At 63.5% G+C, this 16,888-nt stretch carries 16 protein-coding genes, 1 tRNA gene and 1 pseudogene; 7 read left to right on the top strand and 11 right to left on the bottom strand.

The window, feature by feature from the left end; translation table 11 throughout:
* Positions 1–45: 45 nt before the first annotated feature.
* Positions 46–1,206, bottom strand: coding sequence for an MFS transporter (locus EGJ09_RS05000; RefSeq protein ID WP_115273845.1), 1,161 nt, complete (start codon positions 1,204–1,206; stop codon positions 46–48).
* Positions 1,207–1,577: 371 nt separating this feature from the next.
* Entirely contained in the window at positions 1,578–2,789 is a 1,212-nt protein-coding gene (locus EGJ09_RS04995) for an MFS transporter (protein ID WP_115273844.1), read from the bottom strand.
* Positions 2,790–2,969: 180 nt separating this feature from the next.
* On the opposite strand from EGJ09_RS04995, the gene EGJ09_RS04990 reads away from it, so the two are divergent.
* Positions 2,970–3,902 (top strand): FecR domain-containing protein, encoded by a 933-nt coding sequence (locus tag EGJ09_RS04990; RefSeq protein WP_125923380.1) that lies wholly within the window; start codon positions 2,970–2,972, stop codon positions 3,900–3,902.
* A 93-nt stretch (positions 3,903–3,995) separates the two neighbouring features.
* Positions 3,996–4,072 (top strand) — tRNA-Met (locus tag EGJ09_RS04985).
* Positions 4,073–4,148: 76 nt separating this feature from the next.
* On the opposite strand, the gene EGJ09_RS04980 is transcribed toward EGJ09_RS04985, so the two are convergent.
* Complete coding sequence (locus EGJ09_RS04980) at positions 4,149–4,760, bottom strand: LysE family translocator (RefSeq protein ID WP_119687788.1); 612 nt, start codon at positions 4,758–4,760, stop codon at positions 4,149–4,151.
* A gap of 145 nt (positions 4,761–4,905) precedes the next feature.
* Here EGJ09_RS04980 and EGJ09_RS04975 point away from each other — a divergent pair, with 145 nt between their 5' ends.
* The gene (locus tag EGJ09_RS04975) at positions 4,906–5,820 is read left to right on the top strand and encodes a LysR substrate-binding domain-containing protein (RefSeq protein ID WP_119687789.1); all 915 of its coding nucleotides are present in this window, start codon (positions 4,906–4,908) and stop codon (positions 5,818–5,820) included.
* Here the strand turns inward: EGJ09_RS04975 and EGJ09_RS04970 are convergent.
* The 3 genes from EGJ09_RS04970 to EGJ09_RS04960 form a co-directional block, all read right to left on the bottom strand.
* Positions 5,760–6,344, bottom strand: a complete 585-nt coding sequence (locus EGJ09_RS04970; RefSeq protein ID WP_174141596.1) for a D-Ala-D-Ala carboxypeptidase family metallohydrolase — start codon at positions 6,342–6,344, stop codon at positions 5,760–5,762. The genes EGJ09_RS04975 and EGJ09_RS04970 overlap by 61 nt on opposite strands.
* Before the next feature lie 106 nt (positions 6,345–6,450).
* Positions 6,451–6,906, bottom strand: a complete 456-nt coding sequence (gene rimI, locus EGJ09_RS04965) for a ribosomal protein S18-alanine N-acetyltransferase (RefSeq protein ID WP_012316291.1) — start codon at positions 6,904–6,906, stop codon at positions 6,451–6,453.
* Positions 6,903–7,691, bottom strand: a complete 789-nt coding sequence (locus EGJ09_RS04960; protein WP_125923461.1) for an energy transducer TonB — start codon at positions 7,689–7,691, stop codon at positions 6,903–6,905. Before EGJ09_RS04960 ends, rimI begins: the two co-directional genes overlap by 4 nt.
* Before the next feature lie 220 nt (positions 7,692–7,911).
* Between EGJ09_RS04960 and mksB the strand changes: the two genes are divergently transcribed.
* The 4 genes and pseudogenes from mksB to EGJ09_RS26425 form a co-directional block, all read left to right on the top strand.
* Positions 7,912–9,189: an Mks condensin complex protein MksB gene (mksB, locus tag EGJ09_RS04955; RefSeq protein WP_012316293.1), complete on the top strand. Its 1,278-nt coding sequence runs from the start codon at positions 7,912–7,914 to the stop codon at positions 9,187–9,189.
* On the top strand, positions 9,179–9,886 hold the full coding sequence (gene mksE, locus EGJ09_RS04950) for an Mks condensin complex protein MksE (protein ID WP_046784590.1): 708 nt from the start codon (positions 9,179–9,181) through the stop codon (positions 9,884–9,886). The genes mksB and mksE overlap by 11 nt, the downstream gene beginning before the upstream one ends.
* Complete coding sequence (gene mksF / locus EGJ09_RS04945) at positions 9,883–12,714, top strand: Mks condensin complex protein MksF (RefSeq protein WP_115273842.1); 2,832 nt, start codon at positions 9,883–9,885, stop codon at positions 12,712–12,714. The genes mksE and mksF overlap by 4 nt, the downstream gene beginning before the upstream one ends.
* A gap of 58 nt (positions 12,715–12,772) precedes the next feature.
* Positions 12,773–12,958: pseudogene (locus EGJ09_RS26425) on the top strand (hypothetical protein); the annotation flags it as partial.
* 118 nt (positions 12,959–13,076) lie between these two features.
* Here the strand turns inward: EGJ09_RS26425 and EGJ09_RS04940 are convergent.
* The 5 genes from EGJ09_RS04940 to rplU all read right to left on the bottom strand — a co-directional run bounded on the left by EGJ09_RS04940 (position 13,077) and on the right by rplU (position 16,768).
* The gene (locus tag EGJ09_RS04940; RefSeq protein WP_039603157.1) at positions 13,077–13,538 is read right to left on the bottom strand and encodes a CreA family protein; all 462 of its coding nucleotides are present in this window, start codon (positions 13,536–13,538) and stop codon (positions 13,077–13,079) included.
* On the bottom strand, positions 13,535–14,653 hold the full coding sequence (gene proB, locus EGJ09_RS04935) for a glutamate 5-kinase (RefSeq protein WP_012316297.1): 1,119 nt from the start codon (positions 14,651–14,653) through the stop codon (positions 13,535–13,537). The genes EGJ09_RS04940 and proB overlap by 4 nt, the downstream gene beginning before the upstream one ends.
* 87 nt (positions 14,654–14,740) lie before the next feature.
* The gene (cgtA, locus tag EGJ09_RS04930; RefSeq protein WP_046784592.1) at positions 14,741–15,967 is read right to left on the bottom strand and encodes an Obg family GTPase CgtA; all 1,227 of its coding nucleotides are present in this window, start codon (positions 15,965–15,967) and stop codon (positions 14,741–14,743) included.
* A 190-nt stretch (positions 15,968–16,157) separates the two neighbouring features.
* The gene (gene rpmA / locus EGJ09_RS04925; protein ID WP_008092023.1) at positions 16,158–16,415 is read right to left on the bottom strand and encodes a 50S ribosomal protein L27; all 258 of its coding nucleotides are present in this window, start codon (positions 16,413–16,415) and stop codon (positions 16,158–16,160) included.
* 38 nt (positions 16,416–16,453) lie between these two features.
* A complete protein-coding gene (rplU, locus tag EGJ09_RS04920) occupies positions 16,454–16,768 on the bottom strand; it encodes a 50S ribosomal protein L21 (RefSeq protein WP_008092021.1) in 315 nt (104 codons plus the stop codon).
* Positions 16,769–16,888 lie beyond the last annotated feature (120 nt).

Raw genomic sequence — 16,888 nt, 5'->3', positions numbered from 1 at the left:
GAGCCGGCTTGCCGGCGATAGGGCCAGCACTGGCAACAACAATCCTCAGTCCGCCACTGCCCGCAGCTTACCGGCCCGCCGGTACGACTGCCGGGCAAAGCACACGAACAGCCCCGCCATGATCGCCAGCGCCATCGGCAGCCCATGCGGCGCCACATCCATCGCCGCGCCGCTGACCAGCGGCCCGACCAGGCTGCCCACGCCCCACAAAAGGCCAACGCTGGCATTGGCGGTGACCAGGTCCTGGCCCTTGAAACGCTGCCCGATCAGCACCAGCGCCAAGGTATAGATACCCCCTGCCACAGCGCCAAGCACCACCAGCAGCGGCCATAGCAGCCAGGCCATGTCCAGCAGCCATGGCAAGGCAATACCGATCGCCATCGCCACCAGCCCGCACACCAGGTGCAGCCCGGTGCGCTCGACCCGGTCGGCCAGCCAGCCCAACGGCAACTGGAAAACCATGTCACCGGCGAACACCACCGTCACCATCAGCGCCGCCACGCCCACGGCAAAACCATGGCTGGTGGCATACACCGGCAGCAACGACAGCACGACCGCATCGAAGAAGGAGAAGAACAGCACAGCCACGCACAACGCCGGGGCGACGCGGAAGAAGCCCGCCAGGCCGAAGCTTTTCTCGCCTTCTTCACCATGCTCCACATGATCGTTGGGTACGGTCAGCACAATGCACAGCAGCGCCAGGCCATAACAGAAGGTCACCACACCGGTGATCCACGGGCTGTTGGCGCCAATCACTGCGAGCATCGCCGGGCCGAGTACCTGGAAGCCGGTGAAGCTGGTGGCGTAAAGCGCCATGATCTTGCCGCGGTTGTGATCGGGGCACAGTTCGTTGACCCATGACTCGCCCAAGATGATCGCGATGCCCATGCCGATACCCAGGCCCAGGCGCAGCAGGGCCAGCATCCAGACCGAATCGAATGCCCATTCCAGCAAGGCGATGCTCACGGTGCACAGGCTGAAGCAAAGCAGGTAGATGGTGCGCCGGGTCAGGTACCGGCAACAGGCATCGACCATGAACGCCGAAAGCATCATCCCCGCAGCGGGGATGGCCGAGATGATGCCGATCTGCAAGGTGCCGGCACCGGCCTCATGCAAACGCAACGACACCAGCGGCAGGCTGGCCCCCAGGCTAAAGCCGACCACAGACACGGCGAACAGAAGGCCCGCCAGCAAACGCATGTTCATGTACCACTCCCAGCAAACTGAAAAGACGCGCAGATACAGGCGCCCAGGCGCACGCCGGGACGGCGGACGACGCAGGAGCGCAGGTCAGTTCAGGGCGAGGTGTGGCGAGAAGGTAAAGGCAAACAGCACACTGCGGCGACGCTTGAGCACCGTATCGCTCGGCCACGCGCGACGCATGGCCTGGAGGGCAGGCTGGCGGGCGTGTGGTAGGGACTGGGTACGGCACATTGCTTTGGCTACTACGCAGGTTGGGGAAAAGAGGCGGCACTCTAGGCCAAGCCAGGCTGAGCCGTCAATTGCCGGCGATTCAGCCGCTGCGGTCCATGGCACCGGCTTGCCGGCGATTGGGCTGCAAAGCAGCCCCTACGCTGTCAGCGCTTACCGGTATTGGGCAGAAACACGGCCAACAGGCCGAACAACGGCAGGAACGAACACACGCCATACACGTACTCGATACCGCGCAAATCCGCAACGTACCCCAGCAGCGCTGCGCCAATCCCGCCAAAGCCGAACATCAGCCCGAAGAAGACCCCGGCAATCATGCCCACACTGCCCGGTACCAGCTCCTGGGCGTACACCACGATCGCCGAGAACGCCGACGCCAGAATGAAGCCGATGACCACGCTCAGCACGGTGGTCCAGAACAGATCGGCGTACGGCAGCGCCAGGGTGAACGGCGCCACACCAAGGATCGAGAACCAGATGACCGCCTTGCGCCCGATGCGGTCACCGATCGGGCCACCAAAGAAGGTGCCGGCCGCGACCGCGCCAAGGAACAGGAACAGGTGCAGTTGCGAGCTGGCCACCGACAGGTCGAACTTCTCGATCAGATAGAAGGTGAAGTAGCTGGTGAAGCTGGCCATGTAGAAGTACTTGGAGAACACCAGCAGGCCCAGCACGACCAACGCCGCGATCACACGCTTGCGCGAGATGCCATGGGTGGCCTGCACCACCTTGCGCGCCTTGGCCTGGTTGAGATGCTCGGTGTACCAGCGGCGCAGCATCAGGGTCACGGCAAAGAACAGCAGGCCAGCCACGCCGAACCAGGCCACATGGGTCTGGCCGAACGGGATGACGATGGCTGCCGCCAGCAGCGGGCCGAAGGCCGAGCCTGCGTTGCCACCGACCTGAAAGGTCGACTGCGCCAGGCCGAAACGCCCACCTGAGGCCAGCCGCGCAATCCGCGAGGTCTCCGGGTGGAAGGTCGACGAGCCGATACCCACCAGCGCAGAAGCCAGCAAGATCATCGGGAAGCTGCCGACGAAGGCCAGCATGACGATACCTACCAACGTGCACAGGGTGCCGAGCGGCAACAGGTTCGGTGTCGGCCGGCGGTCGGTGAAGAAGCCGACCCAGGGCTGCAGCAGCGACGCCGTTATCTGGAAGGTCAGTGTGATCAGGCCGATCTGGGTGAAGCTCAGGTCGTAATTGGCCTTGAGCATCGGGTAGATCGCCGGCAGCACCGACTGGATGAGGTCATTGATCAGGTGCGCCAGCGCGCAGAAGGCGATGATGCGCATCACCAGTGGGTTGGCTTGGCTTGCCGAACCGGTGCTGGCGGTGGAGGTGCTGCTGATGGCCATGAGCTTGAGTTCCGTCCGCAGGTTTGGGATCCGATTATCAGGAAACAAATGGATACATAGCTACCTTTTTATCCCTCTATTACTGCGTACTTGCAAATGGTTCTCAATATATTTAGCATCCTCGCACCAAATCCCCCGCAATTGTTGGGCGCAAACGCCCTTTAGCGAGCACATTTCAGCATGAGCCCGATGCCCGCCACGCAGATTCAGGCCGACGCCCAACAGGAAGCACTGGCGTGGTTCTCCCGCCTGCGCCAACCAGGCTGCGATGACCGGGAACGCCAGGCCTTCGCCCGCTGGTGCCAGGCCCCGCTCAATGCCCATGCCTACGCCGAGCTCGAAGCCTGCTGGCAGCAATTGCAAGCGCCACCGGCACGGCCTCGCCCGCGCCAGGTCACCGTGCGACGCAGCCACCTCGGCAAAGGGCTGGCATTGCTGTTCCTGCTGGCGCTGGCCGTGTTGGCGTACCTGTATTGGCCACTGATGCAGCGCCTGGGCAGCGAGCTGCACACTGGCGCTGGCGAGCGGCGCAGCGTACGCCTGGCCGATGGCTCAACCCTGCACCTGGACAGCGCGAGTGCACTGAATGCCGACCTGCGCGGGCGTACCCGCCTGCTGCAGGTTGTGCAGGGCCAGGTCGAGCTGCACGTGATGCTCGACGGCCGCGCCCTTGAACTGCAGGTGGACGATGCGCGTATCCAGGTATTCGGCACTCGCCTGATGGTGGCGCGCCATGCCGGGCATGACGAACTGGTGGTGCTCAATGGCAAGGCCATGATCGCCCAGGGTAGCGACCAGCGCATGGTGTCGGCGGGTGAGCGGGTGACCTTCACCGATGCCCGGATCAACCCCGTGCAGAAGGTCGATGTCAAAAACGCGAACGCCTGGCGCAGCGGCCACCTGCGCGCCATCGACATGCCGTTGGGCCAAGTCATCGAACGCCTGGCCAGCTACCAGGGCCGCCGCGTATGGATGATGGACGAACAGGTGGCTGATCGGCGGGTAAGTGGCGACTTCAACCTCGACCGCGCCAGAGAAACCCTCGACGCCCTGATTGCCGAGCAGCGCCTGCAGGTGTACAGCATTCTCGGTCAATGGCTGATCGTGCGCTGAAAACAGGCTGGGCGGCTAAGTTTTTGAAAGCGTGCAAATTTTTTTAAATGAGTGTTGACACAGGGGCATCACAAGGGAATAATGCGCGCCATCGGCTACATAGCTCAGTTGGTTAGAGCATAGCATTCATAATGCTGGGGTCCGGGGTTCAAGTCCCTGTGTAGCCACCAAACTTGAAAAGGGCTTACCGCAAGGTAGGCCCTTTTCTTTTGCCTGCAAAAAAGTTTGCACCCTTCTCTATCGCTTTCAGCGCACCCCCGACACCGCCACTGCCAAGCCAAGCCCTATCAGCGCGACACCAATCAGGCGGTCGACCAGCCGCTGGCGCTCGATCATTACCTTGCGCAACCCGGCGCTGGAAAAAAACACCGCCACCAGACTAAACCACGCCCAGTGGGCCAGCGACATGAACGCACCATAAGCGAAGTCCAGCGCCAACGGGCTACCTGGCTGCACGACCTGGGTGTAGGCACTGATCACGAACAGCATGGTTTTGGGGTTGAGGGCGTTGGTCAGGAAGCCCGTGCGCAAGGCAGCCAGCAGCCCCACAGCCGATTCCTGGCCATCAAGACTGATGCGGGTGGTGCTGGTCAGCGACTGATATCCCAGATAGATCAGGTATCCCGCGCCCAGCATTTTCATGGCCAGGAACAGCGCAGGGCTCTGACTGATGACCACGGCGATGCCCAACACCGTGTACAGCACATGCACCTGAACGCCGAGGGCTATACCCACAGCCGCCGCCAGGCCGGCCTTGCGGCCCTGTGCATAACTGCTGCGGGTGACCATGGCGAAATCCGCACCAGGGCTGACGACGGCCAGCAGGGTGAAAAGGGCGATAGCGAAAAGCTCAGTCACGAAGGAAGTCCTCGATAGGCGATGAAAATGCACAGATGTCGCCATTATCGAAATAGCAGTGCTCTGGGAAAATCGATTTATAGTTACGCGAATCCGCTAGTTTTTCTCACACAGGTGCCGTGCCGTCGCTGGCAACTTAAAGCCCATGAAACTTCCCCCACTCACTGCCTTGCGTTACTTCGACATCGCCGCCGAAACCGAAAGCTTCGTGCGGGCCGCCGAACGCCTGCACGTCACCCATGGCGCCGTCAGCCGCCAGGTTCGCCTGCTTGAGGAAAGCCTAGGTGTCGAGCTGTTCGAGCGCCGTAACCGGGCAATCTTCCTGACTCCGGCCGGTCGCGCACTGCACGGCACCACCCAGGCCATCTTCGAGCAACTCGAAAGCGCAGTGCAGCGCCTGCAGCAGCAGGAACCGGACAATGTGCTGGTCCTTTCTTGCGAGCCGACCATCGCCATGCGCTGGCTGATCCCCCGCCTGCCCCGCTTTCATGCCGCCCACCCGGACCTGCAACTGCACCTGGTGGCCTCCGGTGGGCCGCTGGACTTTGCCCGCAGCGGCGTTGACCTGGCACTGCGACGTGATGACTTCCATTGGCCGCCCACCCTGCACGCGCTGAAGGTCTGCGACGAATGGATCGGCCCGGTCAACCGCGATGGCGGCACCGCACTCGATGGCCAACGCCAGTTGCACAGCAACACTCGCCCCAGTGCCTGGCCCGCGTGGCTGCGCCTGAGTGGCCAGCAAGCGCGACACTGCCAACGCAGCGACTACGAACACTTCTACCTGTCACTGCAGGCCGCCAGTGCCGGCCTGGGCCTGGCGATCGCCTCGGCGCTGATGGTGCGCGACGAACTCGACAGCGGGCAGTTGCAGGCGCCATTCGGCTTTCTGCGCGATGGATCCGCCTATCACCTGCTAAGCCCGCAACCGCTGGATGACGGCGGCAAGCGCCAATGCTTTGCCGATTGGGTAGTGGGAGAAAGCCAGGCCTGCCTCGCTCACCTGGGCTTGCTGCAGAACGACGACGCAGCACTGCCATCACCGCCCCAGGTGCGATAACCCGCGGTATCGATATGGATGCGGCCTGTCGGGTAGCGCCCCAGCCCCATGCCCCAGGCCTGGCCATGCTGCTGCCAGAAGCGGCACAACGGGTTGGGGTCGGCCCAGGCCGGCAGGAGGATATCGACTGCGAAAGCACGGGTATGGGCACTGCCCGCGGCCCCACCTGCGCACCTGTTCAAGCCGGGGTCACGGTAGGCGGAGACCACTTCGAACTGGCGCAGGATGCCTTGCTTTTCCAGCGTATTGATCAGCGCCAGCGTAGAGCGCACCGCCGGCCAGTTGCCAGGCGGCGGCACGGCAAACGGTGAAGCCTTGCACAGCCGCCAGTCCGACGCCGAGCGCAGCAATTGATGAATCGGCACCACGCCATACAGGCGGGCGTCCACCAGCATCTCCCGAAAAGGGCGGGTGTGATGATCCCCGGCCCATTGCGCGAACATCCACAGGTCACGCTCATCGGCCTGAGCCACGCCACCCAGCATCACGCTTGCGGCCATCAGCAGCCATTTCGTCCTTCTCATCCCCGCTCCCTCTGCCCCAGCATGAGCACGGCCGCCCATCGGGGCGGCCATTACAAGGAGTTAAGCATGCACAAATTACTGGCAACAGAGCAGGAAGGATTGAAAGTCAGTCTTCGAGCAACGTACAAGCCATCACCAGCGCATCCTCGCGCCCGCCAGCCACCGGGTAGTAATCACGCCGACGGCCGATCTCGTTGAAGCCGTACCGCTCATACAAGCGATAGGCCGACTGGTTGCTGGCCCGCACCTCCAGGAAACACTCGCGCCCATTGAGCTGATAGGCCCGAGCCATCAGGTGCTCGAGCAAGCGCAAACCCAGGCCACGCCCCTGGTTCTCCGGCTTGACGGTAATGTTCAGCAGGTGCGCTTCGTCGATGATCACGTTGATCACACCATGGCCGACCTGCTGCTGACCATCGAACATCAACCACACTTCGTAGGACTTGAGCGCATCCTGGAAAATCCCGCGGGTCCAGGGATGGCTGAACGCGGCATATTCGATCTTAAGCACGGCATCCAGATCCGCCTCGGTCATGGGGCGGAAACTGATCGATTCACTCATTCAACGCTCTTCCAGCGCGCCATCAGCTGGCGCATCGCTTTCCAGACGTCCGCCTTGCGCTGCGGCTCGTCCATCAACAGTTCAAGGCCCGGCAAGGCCCAGGCATCGCCCAGGCCGTCGAGCTTGAGTACTTGGTAATAGGCCTGGGCGTCGGTATTGGCGGCAAAGCGCAAGGCCGGCATGCCGATCAGCCAAAGGCAGGTACAAGGGGCTTCTTCAAGGCGCGCCTGGATGAAGCCCTGGACGAAATCACGCGCGGCATCCGGCCCCTGGTCCATGTTGCCACGCACCAGCAGCGGCCAGCGCACCGGCTCGCCGATGATCTGCGGGGCATCTGGCAGGCCTGCGGCGCGCAGCATGTCCTTGAGCAGCAGGTAGGATGGGTCGCGGCTCTGGAAGGGTTGGCCGGTGGCCAACTCCACCAGCAGCAGGCAGTTGCCGGCGCGCAGCAGTTGCAGCGAAAAACGCGGTGGCGGCACGGGGGCCGGGCGTGGCGCAGGGGCTTGTTCCTCGGCCTCGACCGGTTTGGCGGCGGGCTTTGGCGTGTTGCCCGGGCGCGGAATTTCGATTTTCGGCCGTTCGCCGGAGCGCGCCTGGGGTGCGACCGGCGCTTCGTTGGCAGGGACTGGCGAAGGCCTGGCCTCGAACGCGGCGTGCTCGACCGGAACCTGCGGCAACAGCAGCTCGGGCCGCGACGGCGCAGCGAACGGCAGTTCGGCGCGCGGCAGCCAATGCACCACTTGCATGGCGGAAAGGTAGGCGCGGCGGCGGGACTCGGTCAGCAAGGCACGGGTATCCGGGGGGCTTGAACAATCGGGCATTCTAACGCTGTTGGCTGCCGAGCGCCGCAACTGGTCGGCAGAAAATTGCTGCCTGTACCGCCGAGGGGCCAGGGAAACCCCCAGCCAATCCGGGGTTATCCCTCATTACAGACCAAGGGGTGAAATCCTCCCCCCCGGATGCAGTACAATCGCCCCCTTTTTACTTGGCAACGAGTAGACGCCAATGATCGAACCCAAGCGCGTCCTGCGCGCCCTAGCCGAACACTGGGCCCTCATCGAGCCGCTGTGCGAGCGTTTCGACCAAGGCACCCTGAGCCTGGTCGAACTGCGCCAGCAGCTGGGCCGCCAGCAAGTGGAAAGCACGCCGCAGGACATCACCCAGCTGCTCGACGTGTGGATCCGCCTGGACATCCTGGTCCCGGTGGCCAAGAGCCCGAACCGTTTCGAGCTCAACGCCCAGATCCACGACTTCCTCGCCTACCTGCGCCGCGAGCACCGCCTGGGCCTGTGCCTGGAGATCGAGGCCTACCTGCGCCACCTGGAGCGCCTTGCCGGGCACATTCAGGATGCCTTCGACAACCGCGACAGCGATGACCTGGCGCGCCAGCTGCGCCTGCTCGACATGCGCGTGCGCGACGTGCTGAAAAAGCTCGACAACGACGAACAGGCGCTGGTCGCCGTGGCCGAACGGGCCAAGACCAGCAACCGCCAGATCCCGCTACGCCAGCGTTATGCCGAAGTCCTGGCGACCTGGGACGAATACGTCGAGCCGATGATCCAGCTGGTCAATGCCGACGGCGCCTTCGAACAGGGCGTGCGCAAGGTCGAGACCGTGCTGCTGAAACTGCTCGGCGAACAGGCGCGCCTGGGCCACCTGGTCGACGACGACATGCTGCTGCGCACCCATGCGCGCATCCTCGAGATGCAGACCAGCGCCCAGCTGACCCTGCGCCACGCCCGTGAACTGCTGCTGCCGCTGCGCGAAGAGGCGCGCCGGCACAATGCCGTGACCCGCGGCGCCGCCCTGGCCCTGTCGGTGATCCGGCGCAAGGGTATCGACGCCGTGCCGCAGGCCGCCATGCCATTGTTCACCCGGCCGCAGAGTACCTTCCTGGGCAGCGCCAGCCAGGTCGAGGCGTACGTCTATGCCCTCGCCCGCTTCGAGCCGAAACCGGCCAAGTTCCCCAAGGCGCACAAGACCCAGACTGGCCCGCTGCCGCGCGCGCCACGCACGGTCAAGGAAATGCTCGAACGCTGCGAGGATGCCCTGCCACTGCCTGACCTGATGGTCTGGCTGCTGGACCAGGAGCCCGAAGGCGCCACCGACGAACTGTTGTACTGGTTCTCGCGCCTGTCGCGTGAGAAGCGTTTCAAGCGCGAACGCCTCGAACGCCGCGAGTACACCACCCACGAACACCTGGTCAGCCTGCGCTCGTTCGCCCTGACATCCAGCCGCGAAGCGCAACCTGAAACCAACGCGAGCCCAGCCAATGCATCTTGATCTTTCCGAACTGTCCCAGCTCGCGCCGATCTTCCGCGAGCTGTTCAAAGGGTTCCACGTCAGCCGCCGCGACCCGGAGCTGTACGCCCAGCTGTCGAACTTCCAGGACCAGTACCGCACCCTGTTCAAGGCTTTGGGCTTCGAGCTGGTGTGCGATACCCGCGGCTTCTATTACTTCGTCCCCGAGCAGGCCGCCGCGCAGGTCAACAAGACCGCCCAACGCCTGTCGCTGTTCACCTTCATCCTGGTCGAACACCTGGCCGACCAGGGCCGCGACCCGATGGCGGTGCTCGACGGCGGCAGCATCGGGCGCGACGAGCTGCCCTCGCTGCTGGAAAAATACCGTGACCTGTTTCTGCAGGCTGAAGTGCAGACTGTCGACGAGCTGGAAGAAAAGATCATGCGCCGCATGACCCAGCTCGGCTTCGCCCACGAAGAAGGCGGGATCTACCGCTTCCTGCCGCCGATGCACCGTTTCCTCGACGTGTGCCTGTCGGTGCAGCAGGACCGCGACCTGGCCGCCAGCCTGCACAGCGACCTGCCGCTGCCAACGCCGGTGCTGGTCGAGGAAGAAAGCCCCGAAGCGCTGGCCCGCACCGACGACCCGCTCGACCTCACCCCGTTCGAGGGCGAAGAAAGCGAAGAAGAGGCCCTGGCCCGGGCCATCCGCGAAGAGCAACAGGAGATTGACGCATGAGCCAGGAACGCTACGGCATCCGCCGCTTCGCATTGCTCAACACCGCCGGCTACAGCCTGGGCCTGTTCCCGCTGGAGCACCCGCTGTCGGTCTACGGCGCCAACAACCTGGGCAAATCCGCCTCGATCAACGCCCTGCAGTTCCCGATCCTGGCGCGCATGTCCGACATGAGCTTCGGCAAGTACAGCCTGGAGCAATCGCGCCGTTTCTACTTCGCCAGCGACACCTCGTACATCCTCTGCGAACTGAACCTGCCCCACGGCCCCCACGTGATCGGCGTGGTCGGTCGCGGGCCGGGTGGCGGTTTCGGCCACCAGTTCTTTGCCTACAAGGGTGAACTGGACCTGGATCACTACCAGAAGAACGACACCTGCCTGCGCCAGAAAGAGCTGTTCACCAACCTCGAGCGCCTGGGCCTCAAAGCCTACGAGCTCAAGCCGGACGAACTGCGCCGGTTGCTGGTCGGCGGCCACACCTCGGTGCCGCTGGACCTGACCATGATCCCGCTGCGCTCGACCAGCGAGCAGAGCCTGAAAACCTTCCGCGCACTGTTCATCAACCTGCTGCACATGCGCGAAATCACCGCCGCCAAGCTCAAACAGCTGTTCCTCGACGCGTTCGAGCACAGCCTGCGCTCGGGCAGCGTCGACTACATCGCCGCCTGCGAAGAAGCCTTCCGCGACGTACGCCGCATGGAGCAGGACTACAACGCCCTGGTTGCCGCCGGCCCCCTGGTCGAAGCCCTGGCCGGCGGCGTGGCCCAGCGCGACATCCTGCGCGGCAAGCTGCACCGCCTCTCGCCACTGCTCGACAACCTGCTGGGCACCTGGCAGGAATACGCCATGGCGCGCAAGGAAGAGCTGGTAATCCAGGCCGAGCACTACCGGGGCGAGCAGGACCGCCTGCAGAACGACCAGCGTGGCGGCACCCAGGAGCTGATGCGCCTGGAGCGTGAAATCACCGGTATCCAGCGCTGGCTCGGCGAGCTGTCGGTACTCAAGCACCGCTTCGCCCTGGTTGATGACGTCAAAGTGCTGGAGCAGCAACTGCTGGCCGCCAAGGATGCCCACGACGAGCTGGCCGGCGCCTTGGCCCAGTCGCGGCAGTTCTCTGCCGAGGACCTCGACGAGCGTGTGCGCGACCTGGAAAAGCGCCTCAAGCAGGTCAAGCAGCAGCTCGACCACGCCGACAACAACAGCTACGCCCGCCTGCGCGAAGAGTTTTCGCAGGCAGACGTCGACCGCCTGATGCGCCTGTTCAACGGCGCACTGTTCAGCCTGCCGCTGGGCGAGCGCGGTATCGAACTGGACGATAGCGACCTGTGGGTGAAATCGCTGGAAGCGGTGCTCGATGGCTTCAAGGGCGAGCGCTTCGAGGCCCCAGGCATTTCCATCGACCTTTCGCACATCGACCCACCGGCCCTGCAAGCCCTGGCCGACCGCGCCGCCCTGCGCGACCAGAAGGACCGCCTGGAGCGCGAGCTCAAGCAGCTCAAGACCCAGCAATCGGTGGCCGCCGACCGTACCGCGTCCAAAGCGCAGACCGAAGCCCTGTACCAACAGGTGCTGGATGCGCAGAAGGCCCTGGAGGACTACCGTCGCAGCGAAACCCTGGCGGCTGAAGAACCGGAGAAGATGGAGCAGCTGGCGCAACTGGAAGCGGCCCAGGACGAACTCAAGCGCTCCAGCGATGCGTTCACCGAGCGCGTCCAGCAACTGTCGGCCAAGCTGCAGCTGGTCGGCCGCCAGATCGCCGACCTGGAAGCCAAGCAGCGCACCCTGGAAGACGCCTTGCGCCGTCGCCAGCTGCTGCCTGCCGACCTGCCGTTCGGCACGCCGTTCATGGAAGCGGTCGACGACTCCATGGACAACCTGTTGCCCCTGCTCAACGATTACCAGGACAGCTGGCAGGGCCTGCAGCGCGTCGACAACCAGATCGAGGCGCTGTACGCCCAGGTACGCCTCAAGGGCGTGGCCAAGTTCGACAGCGAAGACGACATGGAGCGGCGCCTGCAACTGCTGGTCAATGCCTATGCGCACCGCACCGACGAGGCCCTGACCCTGGCCAAGGCGCGCCGCGCGGCAGTCACCGACATCGCCCGCACCCTGCGCAACATCCGCAGCGACTACGACAGCCTCGAACACCAGCTGGCCCTGTTCAACCGCGAGATCAACAAGCGCCAGGTTTCCAACCTGCAGAGCTTCCGCGTGGTACTGGCGCCGAACAAGGAAGCGCTCAAGCACATCGACCAGATCATCCACAGCGCCGGCCAGTACGAGGAAGGCGAGACCTTGTCGGTGTTCGACCTGACTCAGAATTCGGAGCAGGATCACAAGAACGAAGAAGCCAAGGAATACCTGGCACGGCTGGTGGCGGCCAACCACAACCAGCTGGGCCTCAAAGACCTGTTCGAACTGGCTTTCGAGATCACCAAGATCAACAGCCAGCCGGTGATCCACGCCGACATCGACGGCGCCGCTTCCAACGGCACCACCATGACCATCAAGGCGCTGACCAACATGTACCTGTTGCTGCACTTGATGGACCGCGACCTGGCCGGGCGCATCCGCCTGCCTTACTACCTCGACGAAGCGGCGGACATCGACGAGCGCAACCAGGCCGCACTGCTGGAGACCAGCCTGCAGCTGGGCTTCGTGCCGATTCTGGCGAGCGTGAAGCCACAGGTATCGGCGCATGTGGCGATCGACCTGGAAGGCGGCAGCGGGCCGAATGGCATCTATATCGACGAGGCGGACTGGAAGTACATCAGCCGACGTGATGTGGAGAAAGCGATCGTGCGCGAGGATCAGGCCGAAGAACTGGCCTGAGGAACAGGGGCCGCTTTGCGGCCCTTTCGCGACACGAGGCCGCTCCTACAGGCATATGCAGCTGGGCTTCGTGCCGATTCTGGCGAGCGTGAAGCCACAGGTATCGGCGCATGTGGCGATCGACCTGGAAGGCGGTAGCGGGCCGAATGGCATCTATATCGACGAGGCGGACTGGAAGTACATCAGCCGACGTGATGTGGAGAAAGCGATCGTGCGCGAGGATCAGGCAGAGGAGCTGGCCTGAGGAACTGGGGCCGCTTTGCGGCCCTTTCGCGACACGAGGCCGCTCCTACAGGCATATACGTTCGCCTGTAGGAGCGGCCTCGTGTCGCGAAAGGAGGCCAAAGGCCTCCCCTAAAGTATCAGTGAGCCCAAGGCAGAATCGGAATCGCCGTCACCGCATTCTGCGGGCTGCCTTCGATCATGCGGTCGCTGTACACCAGGTACACCAGTGTATTGCGCTTCTTGTCCAGGAAGCGCACCACCTGCATGGTCTTGAACACCAGCGAGGTGCGCTCCTTGAACACCTCCTCACCGTCTTTCAACTCACCCTTGAAGTTGATCGGCCCGACCTGGCGGCAAGCAATCGACGCCTCCGCACGGTCCTCGGCCAGGCCCAGGCCACCCTTCACTCCGCCCGTCTTGGCGCGCGACAGGTAGCAGGTCACACCTTCGACCTTGGGGTCGTCGAACGCCTCGACCACGATGCGATCGTTGGGCCCGACGAACTTGAACACAGTAGATACCTGGCCGATTTCCTCGGCCCCTGCCAGCATCGGCAGCGCCAGGGCTGCCACGGCAATCACGCGCTTGAGCATGTTCATACCAGCACCAGGTTGTCGCGGTGGACCAGCTCCGGCTCGGCACTGTAGCCAAGCAGGGACTCGATGGCATCGGACGATTGGCCAATGATTTTCTGTGCTTCCAGCGCGCTGTAGTTGGCAAGGCCACGCGCCACTTCAAGGCCGTCCGGGCCTACGCACACCACCATTTCGCCACGGCGGAAGCTGCCTTGGACGGTCTTCACGCCTACCGGCAGCAGGCTCTTGTTGGCCTGGCGCAGGGCCTGAACCGCGCCGGCGTCCAGCACCAGCGTGCCGCGGGTTTGCAAGTGGCCAGCCAGCCACTGCTTGCGCGCCGCCAGCATGCCGCGCTCAGGCGACAGCAGGGTACCCAGACGCTCGCCAGCCTTGAGGCGGTCGAGTACGCGTTCGATACGGCCACCGATGATGATGGTATGGGCGCCGGAACGGGCTGCCAGGCGCGCGGCGCGCAACTTGGTCTGCATGCCGCCACGGCCCAGGGCACCGCCGGTACCGCCGGCTACGGCGTCGAGCGACGGGTCATCGGCACGGGCCTCGTAGATCAGCTGTGCCTCTGGATTGTTGCGTGGGTCGGCGTCGAACATGCCGTCACGGTCGGTGAGGATCACCAGCAGGTCGGCTTCGACCAGGTTCGCCACCAACGCGGCCAGGGTATCGTTGTCGCCGAAGCGGATCTCGTCGGTAACCACGGTGTCGTTTTCGTTGATCACCGGCACCACGCCCAGGTCGACCAACGTACGCAGCGTGCTGCGGGCGTTGAGGTAACGCTTGCGGTCGGACAGGTCGTCGTGAGTCAGAAGGATCTGCGCGGTGTGCTTGCCATGCTCGCCAAAGCTCGACTCCCACGCCTGCACCAGGCGCATCTGGCCGATCGAAGCGGCAGCCTGCAGCTCGTTCATCGCGCTCGGTCGTGCGGTCCAGCCCAGCTGGCTCATGCCGGCAGCCACGGCCCCGGAGGACACCAGCACCAACTCAACGCCCGCCTCACGCAGGGCAACCATCTGCTCGACCCATACGGCCATGGCACCGCGGTCGAGGCCCTTGCCATCGGCCGTGAGCAGCGCACTACCGATCTTCACGACCCAGCGCTTGGCGCCAGTCACCTTGCTTCGCATCTTCTCTTCCAACCTATGTCGAATCTGTAGATACCGTGGATACAAAAACGCCGCTCCAGAGAGCGGCGTTTAGTGTACTGCAACCGGTCAGTCGCGCACGTAAATGATTTCCGGGCCGTCTTCGTCGTCCTCGAAATCATCGTCCCACGCGTCATCGTCGCCGATGTCATGCACGCTCTTGACGCCGGTACGACGCAGGGTACGGGCGTCGTCCAGGGCCTGCAGCTGGGCACGGGCTTCGTCTTCGATGCGCTGGTCGAGGTCGGCCAGCTCTTCAGCGTAGGCCGGGTCATTGGCCAGGCGATCGGCACGGTCTTCGATGTAGCGCATCAGGTCATGAGTGAGTTGCTCGGTGCCCTGCTTGGCGATAGCCGAGATCACGTAGACCGGGCCTTCCCACTGCAGACGCTCGACCACTTCCTTGACGCGCTCGTCGCGCTCGTCGTCCATCAGCATGTCCGCCTTGTTCAGCACCAGCCAGCGCTCACGGTCGGTCAGCGACGGGCTGAAGCGGGTCAGCTCGTTGATGATCACTTCAGCGGCATCGGCCGGGCTGCTACCGTCCAGCGGCGCCAGGTCGACCAGGTGCAGCAGCACGCGGGTACGCGCCAGGTGCTTGAGGAAGCGGATACCCAGGCCGGCACCGTCGGATGCGCCTTCGATCAGGCCAGGGATGTCGGCGACGACGAAGCTCTTCCAGCGGTCGACGCTGACCACGCCCAGGTTCGGCACCAGGGTGGTGAACGGGTAGTCGGCAACCTTCGGCTTGGCGGCCGACACCGAACGGATGAAGGTGCTCTTGCCGGCATTCGGCAGGCCCAGCAGGCCCACGTCGGCCAGGACTTTCAGCTCCATCTTCAGGTCGCGCTGGTCACCCGGCTTGCCTGGGGTGGTCTGGCGCGGCGCACGGTTGGTGCTGGATTTGAAACGGGTGTTGCCCAGGCCGTGCCAGCCGCCTTGGGCGACCATCAGCTTCTGGCCAGGGGTGACCAGGTCACCGATCACTTCCTGGGTGGAAGCGTCGATCACCGTGGTACCGACCGGCACACGCAGGAACAGGTCCTCACCCTTCTTGCCGGTGCAATCGGTGCTGCCACCGTTGGCGCCGCGCTGGGCTTCGTGGTGACGGGTGTAGCGGTAGTCAACCAGGGTGTTGAGGTTTTCGTCGGCCACCATGTACACCGAGCCGCCATCGCCACCGTCACCCCCGTTGGGGCCACCGTTCTCGATGAACTTCTCGCGACGGAAGCTCATGCAACCGTTACCGCCATCACCGGCCTTGACCCGGATGGATACTTCGTCAACAAACTTCATTCAAAAACCGCCTCTCGCCTTCCGACGAGCTGAATACTTAAAAAACCTGAGGCTCTTGCAAAAATGAGCGCGGCGGCCCCGTACGACCGAAGAAACCCACGCCGGCAGCCCATACAAACAGCTTTGCAAGAGGCTCACCACAAACGAAAAAGCCCCGTCGCATGACGGGGCTTCTGGAGCGACGTCGCGATTAAGCGGCGACGATGCTCACGTAACGGCGGTTGAACTCGCCTTTCTTCTCGAACTTGATCACGCCTTCGATCTTGGCGAACAGGGTGTGATCCTTGCCCATGCCAACGCCGTAGCCGGCGTGGAACTGGGTGCCGCGCTGACGGACGATGATGTTGCCGGCCTTGACGACCTGGCTGCCATACATCTTCACGCCAAGGCGTTTCGATTCTGAGTCGCGACCGTTACGAGTACTACCACCAGCCTTCTTGTGAGCCATGGTTCAATTCTCCAAATAAATTCAGGGGATCTGAGCGATTAAGCCTGGATACCGGTGATTTTGATCTCGGTGAACCACTGGCGGTGGCCCATACGCTTCATGTGGTGCTTACGACGACGGAACTTGATGATGCGTACTTTATCGTGACGGCCTTGCGAAACGACTTCGGCAACAACTTTAGCGCCAGCGACGACTGGAGCGCCGATGGTGACTTCTTCACCGTTGGCAACCAGCAGAACGCGATCGAAAGTCACGGATTCGCCAGTGGCGATTTCCAGCTTTTCGATTTTGAGGAATTCACCTTCAGCGACTTTGTACTGCTTGCCGCCGGTAACGATTACTGCGTAAGACATGGGTATTTCTCCGATAATCCTGCTCACCCAGCGCTTTATATGATGAGTATTGGCTGGCATGGCTGCACAGGGCTGGAACGGCCCGGCGCAATTGCGTAAGGCAGGTGCTGCCCAGGAAGT

It is taken from the genome of Pseudomonas sp. p106 (assembly GCF_003936645.1).
Taxonomy (GTDB): domain Bacteria; phylum Pseudomonadota; class Gammaproteobacteria; order Pseudomonadales; family Pseudomonadaceae; genus Aquipseudomonas; species Aquipseudomonas putida_E.
Note: the sequence above shows the minus strand (reverse complement) of the source record. Positions and strands in the feature narration are given on the sequence as shown.